This is a genomic window from Delftia sp. RIT313 (assembly GCF_000632165.1).
Classification (GTDB): Bacteria; Pseudomonadota; Gammaproteobacteria; order Burkholderiales; family Burkholderiaceae_C; genus Comamonas; species Comamonas acidovorans.
On record NZ_JFYT01000035.1, the window covers coordinates 24,520 to 42,512 of the forward strand.

A 17,993-nucleotide genomic window follows, 5' to 3' on the forward strand; every position below is an offset into this window, starting at 1 on the left:
GTCTGGCCTATGCCGGCACGGCGGCCAGCGCGCCGCGCATCCATTCGATGAAGACCCCCGCCTGTGCCGGCAGCGCACGCCCTGCAGCTGGCACGGCGCGCAGGCCGCCCTCGAAGGGTACGAAGCCATGGGGCGCCACCAGCAGCCCCTCCTTGAGCTCGCGTGCGATCAGCCGCTGCTCCACCAGGGCAACGCCCAGGCCCGACAGTGCCGCCTCTATGCACAGGTGGGTGTGCGGGAACGCCAGCGTCTCGCCCAGGGCCACGGGCTGGCCCGTGAGGGCTTCCCACTGGTTCCAGGCGCTGGCCGTGTACTCATGTGCAATGCGCGCGCGATTGGCGGGCCGGCGCCGGGCATAGGCCGGCGTGCAGACGGCGCCGAAGTGCACGGGCGCCAGTTCGATGGCGCGGCGGCGGTCGGCCTCGGCGTAGGTGGACAGGTCCCAGGCAATGATCAGGTCGGCGCCCTCGTGGCGCATCTCGCGTGCCGAGGTCATGGACAGGCGGATGCGGATATGCGGGTGGCTGCGGTAGAACACCGCCAGCTGCGGCACCAGCCAGCGCATGGCAAAGGTGGCGCTGCAGGCCACATGCAGCCCCGGTGCCTGGGCGTCGCGCGCCAGCTGGGCATAGGCGGCCTCCAGCTGGTCGAAGGCCGTGCGCACCGAGGCATGGAAGGCGGCGCCGGCCTCGGTCAGGCGCAGGCCCGTGCCTTCTTTCTCGAACAGCGCCGCGCCCGCGTGCTCCTGCAGCAGGCGCAGGTGGCGGCTGATGGCACCGTGGCTGCGGCACAGTTCCTCGGCCGCGCGGGTCACCGAGCCGGTACGGGCAATGGCCTCGAAGGCGCGCAGGGCGGCCAGCGGTGGCAGTTGTCTCATGGCAATCAATTCGTCAGAAAAGCTGACGCATGGGCAGAAAAACTGCATTGTCCCGCATCGCCGTGATTTCTAGCATGGAGGCCTGTTCATTGGAGTTGTGCGGGCTTGCCAACTCCTTTGCACAGTTCAATTTATTGACGAAAAGGAGTTTCCATGCAGATCACCGATATCGCGGCCCATGAGGCGCTGGACAGCCGGGGCCACCCCACCGTGGAGGTTGAGGTCGAACTGGAGGACGGCGCGCGCGGCCTGGCCCTGGTGCCCTCGGGCGCTTCCACGGGGCGGCATGAGGCGCTGGAGCGGCGCGACGGCGATGCCTCGCGCCACCTGGGCAAGGGCGTGCTGGGGGCGGTGCAGGCCGTCAACACCGAGCTGCGCGATCTGCTGCGCGGCATGCGGGCCGACGCCCAGGGCCGCATCGACACGGCCATGATGGCGCTGGACGGCACGCCCGGCAAAAGCCGGCTGGGCGCTAACGCGCTGCTGGGCGTGTCGCTGGCCGTGGCCCGCGCGGCGGCGGCCAGCCAGCGCATGCCGCTGTGGCGGCACATGGGCGGCGCCCAGGCGCGCGTGCTGCCCGTGCCCATGATCAATGTCATCAACGGCGGCGCCCATGCCGACAATCCGCTGGACTTCCAGGAGTTCATGCTGCTGCCGGTGGGGGCGGACAGCTTCGGTGAAGCGCTGCGCATGGGCGCCGAGGTCTTTCACACGCTGCGCCATGCGCTCAAGGCCACAGGCCACAGCGTCAACGTGGGCGACGAGGGCGGCTTTGCGCCCGCCCTGCGCAGCGCGCCCGAGGCGCTGGACCACCTGATGGCCGCCATCGAGCGGGCCGGCCTGCGCCCCGGCAGGGACATCGCCCTGGCGCTGGACCCTGCGGCCAGCGAATTCCATGGCGAGGACGGCTACCGCTACGCGGGCGAGGGCCTGGTGCGCAGCCGCCAGCAGCAGGTGGACTACCTGGCGCAACTGGTGGAGCACTACCCCATCGTCTCCATCGAGGACGGCATGGCCGAGGACGATATCGAGGGCTGGCAGGCCCTGGGCCGGCGCCTGGGCGGACGCTGCCAGCTGGTGGGCGACGATGTGTTCTGCACGAACCCCGGCCTGTTCGAGGGCGGCATTGCCCGGGGCGTGGGCAACGCCATCCTGGTCAAGATCAACCAGATCGGCACGCTGACCGAGACCTGGGACGTGCTGCGCCTGGCGCATGGCGCCGGCTACGGCGTGGTGATGTCGCACCGCTCGGGCGAGACCGAGGACACCAGCATTGCCGACCTGGCCGTGGCGGCCCAGTGCGCCATGATCAAGACCGGCTCGCTGTCGCGCGCCGATCGCACGGCCAAGTACAACCGGCTGCTGCGCATCGAGCGCGAACTGGGCTCGGCCGCCGTCTATGCGGGGCGCCGTGCGCTCAAGGGCCGGGCGGGTCAGGAAGCCGTGTCGGCCGCTGCGGATGTTGCGGGTGCCCTGTAGACCAGCACCTTGAGACTGCGCTCGGCGTCGATGTCGGCGAAGGTGGCCGGATTGGCCAGGCGCTCGACGAATTCCAGCTCGGGCGCCACTTCCTGCATCTGCGATGTCAGGAACTGCGTGCCCATCTCGGGCGCGTTCAGGCACAGCAGCACATGGCCGCCGGGGCGCAGCAGGTCGGGCAGGCGGCGCATCAGGCGGGCATAGTCCTTGGTGGCGACGAAGCTGCCCTTCTGGTAGCTGGGCGGGTCCACCACGATCAGGTGGTAGGGCCCGCCGCGCGTGATCTTGCCCCAGCTGCTGAAGATGTCGTGGGCCAGGAAGCTGGCGCCCGACAGATCGTTGAGCCGGTGGTTCTGCTGGCCCGTGGCCAGCGCGCCCTGGGCCATGTCCATGTTCATCACATGGCGCGCCCCGGCCTGCAGGGCCACCACCGAAAAGGCGCAGGTATAGGCGAACAGGTTGAGCACCTTGATGCCGTGGCGGTGCTCGGGATGGTTGGCGACATGCGCGTGCACCCAGCGCCGGCCTTCGGCCATGTCCAGGAACAGGCCGTGGTTCTGGCCGCGCAGCACCTGCACGCGGTAGCGCGTGCCGGCCTCGGTGACGATGTGGGGGTCGGGCACCTCGCCGGCCATGAGCCGCGTTTCGGCGGGCGCGGCGGGCTGGCGCAGCTGGTAGACCCAGTTCAGGGGCTGGTCCGGTGCCAGTTCGCTCCAGCGCAGTGACAGCGCTGTGCCGATGGCGGCCAGGGCGTCATCGTCCAGCGGCTGGAAGCTGGTGAGCACCAGCACGGGCGGGAAGGCGTCGAGCACCAGATGCTCGCAGCCCGGGTACAGGCCGCCACGGCCGTGGAAGATGCGTTGGGCGTCGGAGGGCAGGGCCATCCGGGCGATGGCGTCGAGCAGGGCTTGCATGGGAGAGGCTGGATCTGGCAGGGGCGCCGGGTGTGCCTGGTGGAACCGTATGGGACCGTATGGTTCCAGGCAGGGGTCGACGAAAAGGTCTGCCAGTGTATGCAGTTTGGGGCCTTGCCCAGGCAAACCCGGGCAAACCTGGTTTCAGGCCCCATTCAGCGGTGCTGTGGGCAGGCTCAATGCCGCCAGCCGCGCCGCACCTCGAAGAAACTGCATTCGCCGTCGCCCAGGCCCTGCATGCCGGCCTCGGTGGCGGCGCGCGCAGCCTTCATCCAGCGGGCGAAGGCGAGCTTGGCGTCGTCGCTGATTTCTTCAGGGGGCGTGTCTTCCAGGCCCTCTACCAGGTACAGGGTTTCACTGACCTGCTCGGCGCTGCCGAGCTGGCGTTCGAGCACGCGGGCATAGCGTGCCTCGGCCTTGTTGCGTTCCTGCTCGGGCAGGTTGGGGTAGTCACACAAGGTGACGGTGAAGGCGGCTTCTTGCATGTCCATGGTTCACGAGATGAGGATGATGACTGGCGAAATATACAGTATTAACTGGCTGCACATCCAGTATTTTTCCGGTGTTTTTTTACAGTGTTATCCCGGTGGGGTCGCTACCGGGCAGCGGCTGCAGCCATGCGGCCACAATCGCCTGCAAGGAGAAAACCATCGCCATGACGAACGAATCGACCATGGGCAGCCCGGCCTGGGACCCCGAAGCCACGGGCCACGCGCTGTTTGCCACGCGCGTGGGGCCCTGCGGCGTGGCCTGGGGCGCCTGCGGCCTGGTGGCCTTTCAGTTGCCTGAGGTGGACGGCCCGGCCGCCACGCGCACGCGCATGCTGCGCGGCGTGCAATTGCGCAGACCGGGCAGCTACGCCGCAGCGGCGCGGGCCGAGGACCTGCCGGCCAGCGTGGCACAGGCCATCGCCGGCGTGCAGGTGCTCATGGCGGGCCATGGCGAATGGACTGTGGAGCCTTCCGCGCCCAGCGCGCGGCAGTTGCGTGACGGCCCGGTGCTGCCCGATCTGCGATCACGGCGCATGCTGCCCGCAGGCGAGGCACTGCCGGATCTGGCCGGGCTGGCGCTGGACTGGCACGGCGTGTCGGACTTTCACCGCCGCGTCTATGACCTGACGCGCGCCATTGCGCCCGGCCATACGCGCACCTATGGCGAGATCGCGCGCGAGTTGGGCGAGGTGGGCCTGTCGCGCGCCGTGGGACAGGCGCTGGGCCTCAACCCTTTTGCGCCCGTGATTCCCTGCCACCGCGTGCTGGCTGCCGGCGCCCAGCCGGGCGGTTTTTCGGGCGGCGGCGGCGCGCTGACCAAGCTGCGCATGCTGGAGATCGAGGGTGCGGCCTGGGGCGGCACGCGCTCGCTGTTCGGGGATTGACGGGCCGGACACGCATGTGACATGCGGCACGGCGGGGCGGCTTGCACAATCGCCGCTGCAGGCTGTTCCGCTTGGGGATGGCCGCCCTCCATTCCAACCATGACCGGAACACAAGACCCGGCGCAGGAGACAGACGAATGACTCGCAATGTGCAGCAACTTTTCGACCTCACCGGCAAGACGGCCCTGGTGACCGGCGGCTCGCGCGGCCTGGGCCTGCAGATGGCCCATGCGCTGGGCGAGGCGGGCGCCAGGATCATGCTGAGTTCGCGCAAGGCCGCCGACCTGGAGGAAGCCGCTGCCGAGCTGCAGGCCGCAGGCATCGACGCCCGCTGGATCGCCGCCGACTGCGCCAACGAGGCCGACATCGAGCGCCTGGCCGCCGAGACCCTGGAGCGCCTGGGCCAGGTGGACATCCTCATCAACAACGCAGGCGCCAGCTGGGGCGCGCCGGCCGAGGAGCACCCGGTGGCCGCCTGGGACAAGGTGATGAATCTCAACGTGCGCGGCTACTTCCTGCTGAGCCAGCAGATCGCGCGGCGCAGCATGATCCCGCGCAAGACCGGGCGCATCATCAACCTGGCCTCCATCGCAGGGCTGGGCGGCAACCCGCTGGGCATGAAGACCATTGCCTACAACACCTCCAAGGGCGCGGTCATCAACTTCACGCGCGCGCTGGCCGGCGAGTGGGGCGTGCACGGCATCAACGTCAACGCCATCTGCCCGGGCTTTTTCAAGACCAAGATGGCCAGCGTGCTGATCGAGACCCTGGGCGAGGATGAAATGAAATCCCACGCCCCGCTGCGCCGCCTGGGCGACGACGAGGACCTCAAGGGCCTGACCCTGCTGTACGCCAGCGACGCGGGCAAGCACATCACGGGCCAGTGGGTGGCCGTGGACGGCGGCGTCAGCGCCCTGGTGGGCGGTTGAGCCGCAGCGGCGCTGCTGCCGAGGTGACAGTTTTTCCCGCAGATCGGGCCGCCGCGCGCCATGGTGCCTTCGGGCGCCCTTATGCTCGCCTGCATTGCGATCTGAACTGGAGAATTTCGTGCTGGATTTTGGCCACCCCATCCCCTTCGTCGACCACCTGGGTTTCACCCTGCACCGCATGGAGGACGGGGAGTCCGAACTGCGCTTCGAGGCGCGTCCCGAGCACCTGAACACCTTTGACGTGACCCACGGCGGCGCCACCATGACCCTGCTGGACGTGACCATGGCCGTGGCAGCACGCAGCCTGCAGCGCGACATGGGCTGCGTGACCATCGAGATGAAGACCAGCTTCATGCAGCCCGCGCGCGGCCCCCTGGTGGCCAAGGGCGTGGTGCTGCACCGCACGCGTTCCATGGCCTATACCGAGGCGCGCGTGTTCGATGCCTCGGGCCGGCTGTGCAGCCATGCGACCGGAACGTTCAAGTACATGCCGCGCGTGGCCAAGCCGGCCGCCGCCGAGACAACCCTCGCCACGGACTGATCCGCACGGCGAATCTGCCAGATACCCAATGCCACACGCCAGCCCCGGCAGCACCGGGAACTGGTTCCATTGTTTGTGATGCCACCGGAGGTTTTCCCATGCCCGTGAACCAGCAGATCCTGCTCGACAACCGCCCCGAGGGCGAAGCCGTGGAAAGCAATTTCCGCCTCGCCAAGACCGAGACCCCGGCGCTGGCCGAAGGCCAGGTGCTGGTGCGCCACCACTACCTGAGCCTGGACCCCTACATGCGCGGCCGCATGAATGACAGCAAGAGCTACGCCCAGCCACAGCCGCTGGGCGAGGTGATGATCGGCGGCACCGTGGGCGAGGTGGTGGAAAGCCGTCATCCCAAGTTTGCCGTTGGCGACAAGGTCGTGGGCATGGGTGGCTGGCAGGAATACAGCGTGGTCGATGGCGATGCTCCCGGCATGCTGCGCAAGGTGGACACCACCCACGTGCCGCTGTCGCACTACCTGGGCGCCGTGGGCATGCCCGGCGTGACGGCCTGGTACGGCCTGGTGAAGATCATCGCCCCCAAGGCCGGTGAGACCGTGGTGGTCAGCGCCGCCACGGGCGCCGTGGGCAGCGCCTTCGCGGCCCTGGCCAAGGCACGCGGCTGCCGCGTGGTGGGCATTGCGGGCGGCCCCGAGAAGTGCCGCTACGCCACCGAGGAGCTGGGCTTCGACGCCTGCATCGACTACCGCGAGCACCCCGACACCAAGACCATGGCCAAGGCGCTCAAGGATGCCTGCCCGCAGGGCATCGACGGCTACTTCGAGAACGTGGGCGGCTACATCCTCGACGCCGTGCTGCTGCGCACCAACGCCTTTGCGCGCATCGCGCTGTGCGGAATGATCGCCGGCTACGACGGCACGCCGCTGCCCATGACCAATCCCGCGCTCATCCTGATCAACCGCATCCGCATCGAAGGCTTCATCGTCAGCGAGCACATGGAAGTCTGGCCCGAGGCGCTGCAGGAACTGGGCCGCCTGGTGGGCACCGGCAAGCTGCGCCCGCGCGAGAGCATTGCCGAAGGCATTGCCTCCGCGCCCTCGGCCTTCCTGGGCTTGCTCAAGGGCAAGAACTTTGGAAAGCAACTCGTCAAATTGATCTGAACCACCACAAAAACCAGGAGACAAGGGAATGATCAAGAACTTCAAGGGCAAGACGGCGGTGCTGACGGGCGCAGGCTCGGGCTTCGGCCTGGAGTGCGCGCGCATCGGCGCGAAGCTGGGCATGAACCTGGTGCTGGTCGATGTGCAGCAGGAAGCGCTGGACAGGGCCGCCGCCGAGTTCGAAGGGCAGGGCGTGCGCGTGCTGGCGCGCCGCGTGGATGTGTCCGACGCAGCCCAGATGCAGGCCCTGGCCGATGAGGTGCGCCAGCAGTTCGGCGCGCCGCACTTCGTGTTCAACAACGCAGGCGTGGGTGCGGGCGGGCTGGTCTGGGAGAACACGCTGGAAGATTGGCAGTGGGTGCTGGGCGTCAACCTCTGGGGCGTGATCCACGGCGTGCGGCTGTTCACGCCCATGATGCTGGAGGCGGCCAAGGCCGACCCGTCCTTCGAGGGCCACATCGTCAACACGGCCAGCATGGCCGGCCTGCTGGCGCCGCCCAATATGGGCATCTACAACGTCAGCAAGCATGCCGTGGTGAGCCTGACCGAGACGCTCTACCAGGACCTGGCCCTGGTCTCCGACCAGATCAGCGCCAGCGTGCTGTGCCCCTTCTTCGTTCCCACGGGCATCAGCCACAGCGAGCGCAACCGGCCCAGCCATCTGGCCGCCCAGCCGCTGACGGCCAGCCAGAAGATCGGCCAGGCCATGAGCGAGAAGGCCGTGGGCTCGGGCAAGGTCACGGCCCCCGATGTGGCGCAGAAGGTCTTCGACGCCATTGCGGCCAACCAGTTCTACATCTACAGCCATCCGCAGGCCCTGGGCTCGGTCCAGACCCGCATGGAAGATGTGGTGCAGGGGCGCAATCCCACCGATCCGTTCGCGCACAAGCCCGAACTGGGCGCCAGCTTGAAGGCCTCGCTGCGCGCGGCCTGAGCGTCAGTCCTCCTCGTCCGGGTCCGGCCTGTGGGGGGCCGGCCTGGCGGGAGCCTCGGCCTTTTCATCGGGCGGCGCGGAGGGCAGGGGCCGCACCAGCCGCACCATGAGCTGGTTGCCGCGCCCCATGTCGGGCCGCGTCTCCAGGCTGTCGAGGTCAATCGCCCAGGCCTGCTGGGCCGACAGCTGCGTACCGGCGCTGCCCGAGATGTTGCTGTAGTTGTAGGGATTGACGGGCCGCGCGTTCACGGCTGCCGTGCCCGTCCAGTGCCAGCCGCGCGGCGCGCCCGGAAACAGCTCGGGCGACAGGCCTTGCGGCCGTATATCGCGCGAGATCAGCCGGCGCATCTCGTTGACGCGCGGCAGGCGCCAGCGCACGCCGTCCTGCTTGGCCCGTTCGGCGGCCAGGGCCTGCGCCTGCTTGTGCGTGAACAGCTCCGGCAGGCCCGTGCAGGTCTTGCCATTCCACTGCATGCCTTCCACGCAGCGCGGCCACAGCAGGCGGGCGCGCCGGTCGATCACGTCGCGACCGTCTTCGGATACTTCCAGCACAGGAGCGGCGCCGGGCCTGGGGCCGCGCTGTGCCTCCTGCTGTGTCTCTCGCTGCGCTGCCTGGGCAGAACCCAGCGTGCAGACACCCAGCAGCAGGGCGGCGAGCAGGGGCCCTGGCAATGCATTCAGGGCCGGTGGAAGGGAAGGCAGGGATGGGCGCATGGTGTGTTGCAGTGGCGATGGCGATGGCGATGGCAGTTGCAGCGATGAAAAGGTGGGTTGGCCTCTTGGGTGGCAATCTCGTATCAGAGCGTAACAGGATTGCGGGCTTCTGAATTTGTGCCACGGCAAGCCGCCACCGCCAGGTGCGCGGGGCTGCATGCCCAGGAAATGTGAGCAGCCTCCTGCAGCCCCGCGCGCTTGCCGCCACAATGGCGCGTCTATGTCTGCGTCTATGCCTTCCTCTTCTCCCGCTTCCCCTGATTCCCACACACTGCGCCTGGTGCTGATCCTGGGTCTGCTCTCGGCCATCGGTCCGTTTGCCATCGACATGTACCTGCCCGCGCTGCCCCAGATCGGCAGCAGCCTGGGCGCCCAGGTGGGCGCGGTGCAGGCCAGCCTGACTGCCTTCTTCCTCTCGCTGGGCGTGGGCCAGCTGCTGTACGGGCCGGTCTCGGACATGGTGGGGCGCAAGCCGCCGCTTTACTTCGGCCTGACCGTGTTCGCGCTGGCCAGCGTGGGCTGCGCCATGGCCACCAGCATCGAGACGCTGGTGGTGCTGCGCTTCATCCAGGGCCTGGGCGCGGCCGCCGGAATGGCCGTGCCGCGCGCCGTGGTGCGCGACCTGCACACCGGCCACGCGGCGGCCCGCATGATGTCGCTGCTGATGCTGGTGTTCAGCGTCTCTCCCATCCTGGCGCCGCTGGCCGGCAGCGGCGTGATTGCCGTGAGCAGCTGGCGCGGCGTGTTCTGGGCCGTGGCCGTGGCGGCCGTGATCGGCCTGGTGGCCGTGTTCATGGGCCTGAAGGAAACGCGCGGGGCCGCCGCGCGGCTGGACAGCAGCGTGGCCGGCGCACTGCGCGCCTACGGCGTGCTGCTGCGCGACTGGCATTACCTGGGCCTGGTCTTCATCGGCGGCTGCGCCATGGCGGGCTTTTTCGTCTACCTGGCTGGCTCCCCCTTTGTGCTGATCAACTACTACGGACTGAGCTCCACCCAGTACAGCCTGGCCTTCGGGCTGAACGCCATCGCCTTCATCGGCGCGGCGCAGTTCACGGGCTGGCTGGGCCAGCGTTTCGGCCTGGTGCGCGTGGTCAAGGTGGCGGCCACCGGCTCGGGCCTGGTGATGCTGTCGCTGCTTTCGTACTACCTGCTGGGCGGTGAGCGGCTGGCCGTGCTGATCGGCCTGTACTTCGTGGCCAGCGCGCTGATGGGGCTGGTGATTCCGACGACCTCGGTGCTGGCGCTGGAGGAGCACGGCGCCATTGCCGGCACGGCCTCGGCGCTGCTGGGCACGCTGCAGATGCTGTCGGGCGCTGCGGCCATGCAGATCGTGGGCCTGTTCTCCACGGGCAAGCCCCTGCCCATGGTGGTGGGCATGGCCACGGGCGCACTGATCGGTGTGGCGCTGGCCTGGATCACGCTGGGCGGTGCGCGTGCCCATCGCGTGGGCGCAAAGGACCATTCATGAGCCTGGCACCCGCGGCAGAGGCTGCGCCTGTCCACGATGGACTTCCGTCAGGCCCTCGCGGCCAGGCGATGCTGGTCATCATCCTGGGGCTGACGCTGTCGGTGCTGGACAGCACCCTGGTCAATCTGGCACTGCCTGCCATGGCGCGCGAGCTGCAGGCCAGCTCGGCCCATACGCTGTGGGTGGTCAATTCCTACCAGCTTGCCAGCCTGGTGCTGCTGCTGCCGCTGGCGGCCCTGGGCGAACGCCTGGGCTACCGCCGTGTGTACCTGGTGGGCATGCTGGTGTTCTCCCTGGCCTCGCTGGCGGCCATGCTGGCCACGTCGCTGCCCACGCTGGTGGCGGCGCGGGCGCTGCAGGGCCTGGGCGCTGCGGGTGTGATGAGCGTCAACGCCGCCCTGGTGCGGCTGATCTATCCGCGTGCACTGCTGGGCCGGGGCATGGCCGTGAATTCGCTGGTGGTGGCGACGGCATCCATGGCCGGGCCCTCGGTGGCGGCGGCGATTCTGTCAGTGGCCAGCTGGCCCTGGCTGTTTGCGGCCAATCTGCCGCTGGGCCTGTTCACGCTGTGGCTGGGGCGCCGCGCGCTGCCGGCCAATGCCGTGGCCGGCCATGCAGGGGCGCGGCTGTCGCCGCTGGATGTGCTGCTCAACATCCTCATGTTCAGCCTGATCTTCCTGGGCGGCGAGCAGCTGGGCGTGCGCGCCGGCGGTGCCGATTCTTCCCTGCCTTCGGGCTGGTGGCTGCTGGGCGCGGGCCTGCTGGTGGGCGCCTGGTATGTGCGCCGCCAGTGGCGCCTGCCCGCGCCGCTGCTGCCGGTGGACCTGCTGCGCATTCCGGTGTTTGCGCTGTCCATGTGCGGATCGGTCAGCGCCTTTTGCGCGCAGATGCTGGCCTACCTGGCGCTGCCGTTCCTGCTGCTGGAGTCGCACGGCATGTCGCCCATCGAGGCCGGGCTGCTGATCACGGCCTGGCCGCTGGCCACGGTGCTGACGGCGCCCATCGCGGGCCGGCTCATCGGCCGCTATGCGGACGGGCTGCTGGGCGGCATCGGCATGGCCATGTTCGCCTGCGGGCTGTGGGCGCTGGCGGCCATGCCCGATGCGCCTTCGACCGTGGACATGGTCTGGCGCATGCTGCTGGCGGGCAGCGGCTTTGCGCTGTACCAGTCGCCCAACAACCACACCATCGTGACCACGGCGCCCCTGGCGCGCAGCGGCGCGGCCGGCGGCATGCTGAGTTCGGCGCGGCTCACGGGGCAGACCCTGGGCGCCGTGGTGCTGGCCACCATCTTCACCTTCGCGGGCGGGCATGGCGGCCATGCCGAAATCGTGGCCCTGGCCGTAGCGGGCTGCTTTGCGGCCATGGCGGGCGTGTTCAGCCTGCTGCGCGTGCGCACGGCGCCTGTGCCTAAGCACTGAACAGGCCCGTAAATGGCATTGAACTTGCATGTGTCGGCGCGCTCCGACACATGCATCATCCTGGATGGACTTGCCAGGAGATTTCGGTGGCATGCCATCCGCTTTACAAACAAGAAATATGGGCACTGCACAATCGTGCGATGCCCCCAACGACTTCGCTGCTCCCATGATTTCTGACGTGCCCTTTTCGCCGAGCCCGCGCCTTGCTGCGCCTTCCGATTCCCAGCCCGGCGCAGGGCACGTACAAGCTTCCGCCTCGCCGGCCGGCGGCCGGCGCATCGGCACCGCCGTGCTGTGCGCACTGGCGCTGGCCGCAAGCCTTGCGGCCTGCTCCAAGAAGGATGCCGCACCTGCCGCCACGGCCAAGGCCGCGACCGAGGTGGGCGTGGTCACGCTGCAAAAGCAAAGCCAGCAGCTGGACGCCACGCTGCCGGGCCGCACGCGCGCCTCGCTGACCGCCGAAGTGCGGCCCCAGGTATCGGGCATCGTGCAAAAGCGCTTGTTCACCGAGGGCGCCCTGGTGCGCCAGGGCCAGCAGCTCTACCAGATCGACGCGGCCTCGCTGCGCGCCACCGAGGCCAGCGCCCAGGCGGCCGTGGCCAAGTCCGAGGCCAGCGCCCGCACGCTGGAGGCCACAGCGCGGCGCAATGCCGAGCTGGTCAAGATCGATGCCATCAGCCAGCAGGCCTTCGAGGAAAGCCAGGCCGCCGCAGCCCAGTCGCGCTCTGACGTGGCCGTGGCCAAGGCCAATCTGGAGACCGCGCGCATCAACCTCAAGTACAGCCGCATCGAGGCGCCCATCAGCGGGCGCATCAGCCTGTCCACCGTGACGCCGGGCGCGCTGGTGACGGCCAACCAGACCGAGGCGCTGACCTCCATCGTGCAGCTGGACCCCATGTATGTGGACTTCACCCAGTCCACCAGCGAGCTGCTGCAGCTCAAGCGCGACTGGGATGCCGGGCGCTTCCAGAAGGTGGAGGGCGACAAGGTGGCCGTGCGCATCCGCCTGGACGATGGCACGGACTACAGCCACCAGGGCAAGCTGCAGTTTGCCGGCGTGATCGTCAATGCCACCACGGGCAGCGTGACGCTGCGCGCCGTGGTGCCCAACCCGCAGGGCGTTCTCATGCCGGGCATGTATGTGCAGGCGCTGCTGCCCACGGGCCTGGCGCCCGAGGCGCTGCTGGTGCCCCAGCAGTCGGTGACGCGCGATCTGACCGGCAAGGCCAGCGTGCTGGTGGCCAAGGCTGACGACGTGATCGAGCGCCGGCCCGTGAACATCGACCGTGCCGTGGGCAACATGTGGCTGCTGCAGGACGGCCTGTCGGCCGGCGAACGCGTGGTGGTCGATGGCTTCCAGCGCATCAAGCCCGGCGACAAGGTGCGCGCCGTGGAGGTGGACCTGCGCGCCAAGGCCCAGGCCCGCAAGGGCAAGCCGGCCGACGGGCCGGCAGCACCTGGCGCTGCGGAGAAGGCGCCTGCTCCAGCTCCTGCACCGGCAGCGGCTCCTGCTCCGGCCGCCGGCTAAGCCGCAGGAACCCGTCACATGGCTCAGTTCTTCATCAACCGGCCCATCTTCGCGTGGGTCATCGCCATCGTCATCATGCTGGGCGGCGCGCTGTCCATCTTCACGCTGCCGCTGGAGCAATACCCCGACATCGCGCCGCCGCGCGTGACCATCGGCGCGCAGTACACGGGCGCCTCGGCCGAGACGGTCGAGAACTCGGTGACCCAGATCATCGAGCAGCAGCTCAAGGGCATCGACAACATGCTCTACATGAGCTCCACGTCCGACGCCTCGGGCCGCGCGCGCACCACGCTGACCTTTGCGCCGGGCACCAACATCGACGTGGCCCAGGTGCAGGTGCAAAACAAGCTGCAGTCCGCCGTGAACCGCCTGCCCGATGCCGTCAAGAGCCGGGGTGTGTTCGTGAACAAGGGCGGCCAGGACTTCCTGGTCACCTACAGCTTCTTCTCCAAGGACCCGGCCATGACCGCGGTCGATATCGGCGACTACCTGACCAGCAACCTGGTCGATGTGATCGGCCGCCTCGACGGCGTGGGCGATGTCAACGTCTTCGGCACCAACTATGCGATGCGCATCTGGATGGACCCGGCCAAGATGGAGAAGTACGCGCTGATGCCGTCGGACCTGGTCAATGCGCTGAACTCGCAGAACGCCCAGGTCTCGGCCGGCCAGCTGGGCGCGCTGCCCGCCGTCTCCGACCAGCAGCTCAACGCCACCATCACGGCGCGCACCAAGCTCAAGACGGTGGAGCAGTTCGAAGATATCGTGCTCAAGTCCTCGCTGGACGGCTCGGTGGTGCTCATGAAGGACGTGGCCCGCGTGGAGCTGGGCGCCGACAACCTGACCATCAAGGCCAAGCTCAACGGCCTGCCCGGCGCGGGCATGGGCATCGTGCTGGCCGATGGCGCCAATGCCATGCAGGTGGCCGACACCATCGCCGCCAAGCTGGCCGAGCTCAAGCCGTTCTTCCCCAACGAGATCGACTACTTCGTCAGCTCGGACTCCACGCCCTTCGTGCGCGCCTCCATCAAGGAAGTGGTCAGCGCGCTGGGCGAGGCCATGATCCTCGTGGTCATCGTGATGTTCATCTTCCTGCAGAACTTCCGCGCCACGATGATCCCCGCCATCGCCGTGCCCGTGGTGCTGCTGGGCACCTTCGGTGTGCTGTCGCTGGCCGGGTACTCGATCAATACGCTGACCATGTTCGCCATGGTGCTGGCCATCGGCCTGCTGGTGGACGATGCCATCGTCGTGGTGGAGAACGTCGAGCGCGTGATGCACGAGACGGGCATGTCGCCCAAGCAGGCCACGCGCCAGTCCATGCGCGAGATCACGCCGGCCCTGGTGGGCATCGGCGTGACGCTGTCGGCCGTGTTCGTGCCCATGGCCTTCTTCGGCGGCTCCACGGGCGTGATCTACCGGCAGTTCTCCATCACCATCGTCGCGGCCATGGCGCTGTCGGTGTTCGTGGCGCTGACGCTGACGCCGGCGCTGTGCGCCACGCTGCTCAAGCCGCCCGCAGGGGGCGGGGCAGGGCATGACCGCCCCATCCGCAGCGGCATCCTGGGGGTGAATGACAGGTTCTTTCGCTGGTTCAACCACCATTTCGACGCCACGGCTGCGCGCTACCAGGGCACGGTGGCCTACTCGCTGCGCCGCGCCAAGCGCATGATGCTGATCTTCCTGGCCGTCTGCGGCGTGGTCTGGCTGCTGATGGCGCGCCTGCCCACTTCCTTCCTGCCGGACGAGGACCAGGGCTTCGTCTTCGTCAACATCAACCTGCCTTCGGGCGCGGCCGATACGCGGCTGCAGGGTGTGCTCGACGAGGTGCGCGACTACTTTGCCAAGCAGCCCGACGTGGTGAGCTTCTACCAGGTCTCGGGCCTGAACGGCGACCAGGCCTCGGCACGCGCCTTCGTGCGGCTGAAGACCTGGGAGGAGCGGCCGCTGCCCGGCCAGTCGGCCTCCGAGATCGCGCACCGCGCGACCAAAGACCTGTCCGCCATCCGCGATGCGCGCGTGCTGGTCGTGCTGCCGCCGGCCGTGCGCGGCCTGGGCTCCAGCTCGGGCTTCAACTTCATGATCAAGGACATGAACGGCCTGGGCCACCAGGCGCTGCTGGAGGCCAAGGAGAAATTCCTGACCGAGGCCCGCAAGCGCCCCGAGCTCACCAATCTGCGCATGACCAACCTGGAAGACGCCAGCGAGCTGCGCCTGGACATCGACGACCGCAAGGCCGCCGCGCTCGGCCTGTCGTACACCGACATCAACAGCGTGCTGTCCAGCGCCATGGGCGGCACCTATGTCAACGACTTCCTGAACAACGAGCGCGTCAAGCGCGTCTACATCCAGGGCGATGCGCCGCACCGCATGCTGCCCCAGGACATCGCCAAATGGACGGTGCGCAACGCCAAGGGCGAGATGGTGCCGTTCAGTTCGTTCTCCAGCAGCTACTGGGCCTACGGCTCGCCCCAGCTCATGCGCTACAACGGCAACCCGGCCTACGAAATGGAAGGCCGCGCCGCCTCCGGCGTCAGCTCGGGCACGGCCATGCAGATCGTGGAGGACATCCTGCGCACCCTGCCGGCCGGCATAGGCTACGAGTGGACCGGCGCCTCGCTGCAGGAGCGTCAGTCCGGCGCCCAGGCGCCGCTGCTGTACGCCATCTCCATCCTCTTCGTGTTCCTGTGCCTGGCGGCGCTGTACGAAAGCTGGACCGTGCCGCTGTCGGTGATGCTGGCCGTGCCGCTGGGCGTGGTGGGCGCGCTGGCCGCCACCTACACGCGCGGGCTGACCAACGACGTGTACTTCCAGGTGGGCCTGCTGACCACGGTGGGCCTGGCGTCCAAGAACGCCATCCTGATCGTGGAATTTGCGGTGCAGCTGCAGGAGCAGGGCAAGAGCATCTTCGACGCCGTGGTCTCGGCCGTGCGCCTGCGCCTGCGGCCCATCTTGATGACCTCGCTGGCCTTCGGCTTCGGCGTCATCCCGCTGGCCATCGGCACGGGGGCCGGCGCGGGCGGGCGCAATGCCATCGGCACGGCCGTCCTCGGAGGCATGCTGGCCTCCACGGTGCTGGGCATCTTCCTGGTGCCTGTGTTCTTCCTGCTGATCCGCAGCTGGTTCAAGAGCCATTCGCGCACCGAGGACGACGCGCCCCAGCCCACTGCCGGATCACCTGATTCACCGCATACCGCAAAGGAGAGCGCAGCATGAGGCGCCCAACGAATGTCTCCGCACTGGCCGCAGCGGCGGCGCTGGCGGCGCTGCTGACTGGCTGCAACCTCGCGCCGCAGCACCGCACGCCCGACATGCCCGTGCCCGACACTGTCGGCAGCACGGCCGCAACTCCGGCCCAGGCCGACGAGGCCAGCCTGCAGGCTGCCGCCGCGCTGGGCTGGGTGCAGTCCCAGCAGCTGCGCGAGGTCATTGCGCTGGCCCTGGCCAACAACCGCGACCTGCGCGTGGCCGTGGAAAGCATTGAGCGCGCGCGTGCCCAATACGGCATCACGCGCGCCGACCTGCTGCCCAGCGTCACCGCTCAGGCCCAGGCCAGCCGTGCGCGCACGGCCGCCGGCATGACCAGCGCCACCCAGGCAGCCTCGGTCAGCACCCAGTACACGGCCCAACTGGGCTTTGCCAGCTATGAGATCGACCTGTGGGGCCGCGTGCGCAACCTCAGCGAGGCGGCGCTGCAGCAGTTCCTGCAAAGCGAGCAGAACCGGCGCAATGTGCAGATCGGCCTGGTGGCCGATGTGGCCAACGGCTGGCTCACGCTGGCGGCCGACCAGGCCCGCCTGCAACTGGCGCGCGACACCCTGGCCAGCCGCGAGAAGGCCTACGAGCTGACACGGCGCATGCACGAGATTGGCTCCACATCGGGCCTGGTGCTGGCACAGAACCAGACCACGGTGGACACGGCGCGCGGCGACGTGGCCAGCTTCACCTCCCAGGTGGAGCGTGACCGCAACGCCCTGCAATTGCTGGTGGGCGGCCCGCTGCCCGAGGCCCTGCTGCCCGGCGCCGCCACGCTGCGCGCCGATGCCCGGCCCGCGGCCGCGCTGCAGCCCGTGCCTGCACCGCTGCCCTCCAGCGTGCTGCTGGTGCGCCCCGACATCCAGGCCGCCGAGAACAACCTGCGCGCCATGGAGGCCAACATCGGCGCCGCACGCGCTGCCATGTTCCCCACCATCAGCCTCACGGCCAGCGTGGGATCGGGCAGCCGCGAGCTCGATGGCCTCTTTGGCGGCAGCAGCAGCACCTGGAGCTTCATCCCCCTGGTGCGCCTGCCCATCTTCGACGGTGGCCGCAACCGTGCGGGCGTGCAGGTGGCCGAGGCCAACCAGCGCATCGCCATCGCCCAGTACGAGAAGGCCGTGCAGACGGCCTTCCGCGAAACCGCCGACGTGCTGGCCGACCGCGCGCAGTGGGACGAGCGCCTGGCCGCCCAGACCAGCATGGTCGCCGCCACGCAAAAGGCCTTCGACCTGTCCGAGGCCCGCTTCAAGGCCGGCGTGGACAACTACCTGACCGTGCTGGATGCGCAGCGCAGCCTCTACACGGCCCAGCAGACCCTGATCGGCCTGCGCCTGTCCGAGCAGCTCAACCGCGTCACGCTGTGGAAGGTGCTGGGCGGCGAGCAGGTGCAGGCGTCGTCCGCCTCGGCACCGGCGAATTCCTGAGCGCGGGCGGTGTATT

The 17,993-nt window shown here is 68.8% G+C and carries 15 protein-coding genes; 11 read left to right on the forward strand and 4 right to left on the reverse strand.

The window, feature by feature from the left end; translation table 11 throughout:
• Nucleotides 1-7: 7 nt before the first annotated feature.
• Nucleotides 8-925 carry a LysR substrate-binding domain-containing protein gene (locus BW39_RS07600; protein WP_012205193.1) on the reverse strand — a complete coding sequence of 306 codons (918 nt, stop codon included), beginning with the start codon at nt 923-925 and terminating at the stop codon, nt 8-10.
• Between the two features lie 105 nt (nt 926-1,030).
• Between BW39_RS07600 and eno the strand changes: the two genes are divergently transcribed.
• Nucleotides 1,031-2,356, forward strand: a complete 1,326-nt coding sequence (gene eno, locus BW39_RS07605) for a phosphopyruvate hydratase (RefSeq protein ID WP_043820863.1) — start codon at nt 1,031-1,033, stop codon at nt 2,354-2,356.
• On the opposite strand, the gene BW39_RS07610 is transcribed toward eno, so the two are convergent.
• Nucleotides 2,311-3,270, reverse strand: a complete 960-nt coding sequence (locus tag BW39_RS07610; protein WP_043820865.1) for a class I SAM-dependent methyltransferase — start codon at nt 3,268-3,270, stop codon at nt 2,311-2,313. The two genes, eno and BW39_RS07610, sit on opposite strands and share 46 nt — an antisense overlap.
• A gap of 176 nt (nt 3,271-3,446) precedes the next feature.
• Nucleotides 3,447-3,761, reverse strand: a complete 315-nt coding sequence (locus BW39_RS07615; RefSeq protein WP_013802728.1) for a hypothetical protein — start codon at nt 3,759-3,761, stop codon at nt 3,447-3,449.
• 164 nt (nt 3,762-3,925) lie between these two features.
• Between BW39_RS07615 and BW39_RS07620 the strand changes: the two genes are divergently transcribed.
• The 5 genes from BW39_RS07620 (at nt 3,926) to BW39_RS07640 (ending at nt 8,164) form a co-directional block, all read left to right on the forward strand.
• Nucleotides 3,926-4,645: a methylated-DNA--[protein]-cysteine S-methyltransferase gene (locus BW39_RS07620; RefSeq protein ID WP_043820867.1), complete on the forward strand. Its 720-nt coding sequence runs from the start codon at nt 3,926-3,928 to the stop codon at nt 4,643-4,645.
• A 137-nt stretch (nt 4,646-4,782) separates the two neighbouring features.
• Nucleotides 4,783-5,574, forward strand: coding sequence for an SDR family oxidoreductase (locus BW39_RS07625; protein WP_012205198.1), 792 nt, complete (start codon nt 4,783-4,785; stop codon nt 5,572-5,574).
• 118 nt (nt 5,575-5,692) lie between these two features.
• Nucleotides 5,693-6,115 carry a PaaI family thioesterase gene (locus tag BW39_RS07630; protein WP_016446794.1) on the forward strand — a complete coding sequence of 141 codons (423 nt, stop codon included), beginning with the start codon at nt 5,693-5,695 and terminating at the stop codon, nt 6,113-6,115.
• A gap of 98 nt (nt 6,116-6,213) precedes the next feature.
• The gene (locus tag BW39_RS07635; RefSeq protein WP_013802725.1) at nt 6,214-7,230 is read left to right on the forward strand and encodes an NADP-dependent oxidoreductase; all 1,017 of its coding nucleotides are present in this window, start codon (nt 6,214-6,216) and stop codon (nt 7,228-7,230) included.
• Nucleotides 7,231-7,258: 28 nt separating this feature from the next.
• Entirely contained in the window at nt 7,259-8,164 is a 906-nt protein-coding gene (locus tag BW39_RS07640; protein WP_013802724.1) for an SDR family oxidoreductase, read from the forward strand.
• A 3-nt stretch (nt 8,165-8,167) separates the two neighbouring features.
• Here BW39_RS07640 and BW39_RS07645 read toward each other — a convergent pair whose 3' ends face one another.
• Nucleotides 8,168-8,878 (reverse strand): Lcl C-terminal domain-containing protein, encoded by a 711-nt coding sequence (locus tag BW39_RS07645; RefSeq protein ID WP_043820868.1) that lies wholly within the window; start codon nt 8,876-8,878, stop codon nt 8,168-8,170.
• Between the two features lie 232 nt (nt 8,879-9,110).
• On the opposite strand from BW39_RS07645, the gene BW39_RS07650 reads away from it, so the two are divergent.
• The 5 genes from BW39_RS07650 (at nt 9,111) to BW39_RS07670 (ending at nt 17,977) form a co-directional block, all read left to right on the forward strand.
• Nucleotides 9,111-10,346 (forward strand): multidrug effflux MFS transporter, encoded by a 1,236-nt coding sequence (locus BW39_RS07650; RefSeq protein ID WP_013802722.1) that lies wholly within the window; start codon nt 9,111-9,113, stop codon nt 10,344-10,346.
• On the forward strand, nt 10,343-11,767 hold the full coding sequence (locus BW39_RS07655; RefSeq protein WP_043820870.1) for an MFS transporter: 1,425 nt from the start codon (nt 10,343-10,345) through the stop codon (nt 11,765-11,767). The genes BW39_RS07650 and BW39_RS07655 overlap by 4 nt, the downstream gene beginning before the upstream one ends.
• Nucleotides 11,768-11,933: 166 nt before the next feature.
• Entirely contained in the window at nt 11,934-13,295 is a 1,362-nt protein-coding gene (locus tag BW39_RS07660) for an efflux RND transporter periplasmic adaptor subunit (protein ID WP_043820872.1), read from the forward strand.
• 18 nt (nt 13,296-13,313) lie between these two features.
• The gene (locus tag BW39_RS07665) at nt 13,314-16,511 is read left to right on the forward strand and encodes an efflux RND transporter permease subunit (RefSeq protein WP_043820874.1); all 3,198 of its coding nucleotides are present in this window, start codon (nt 13,314-13,316) and stop codon (nt 16,509-16,511) included.
• Nucleotides 16,508-17,977, forward strand: a complete 1,470-nt coding sequence (locus tag BW39_RS07670) for an efflux transporter outer membrane subunit (protein WP_043820876.1) — start codon at nt 16,508-16,510, stop codon at nt 17,975-17,977. Before BW39_RS07665 ends, BW39_RS07670 begins: the two co-directional genes overlap by 4 nt.
• Nucleotides 17,978-17,993: the final 16 nt, after the last annotated feature.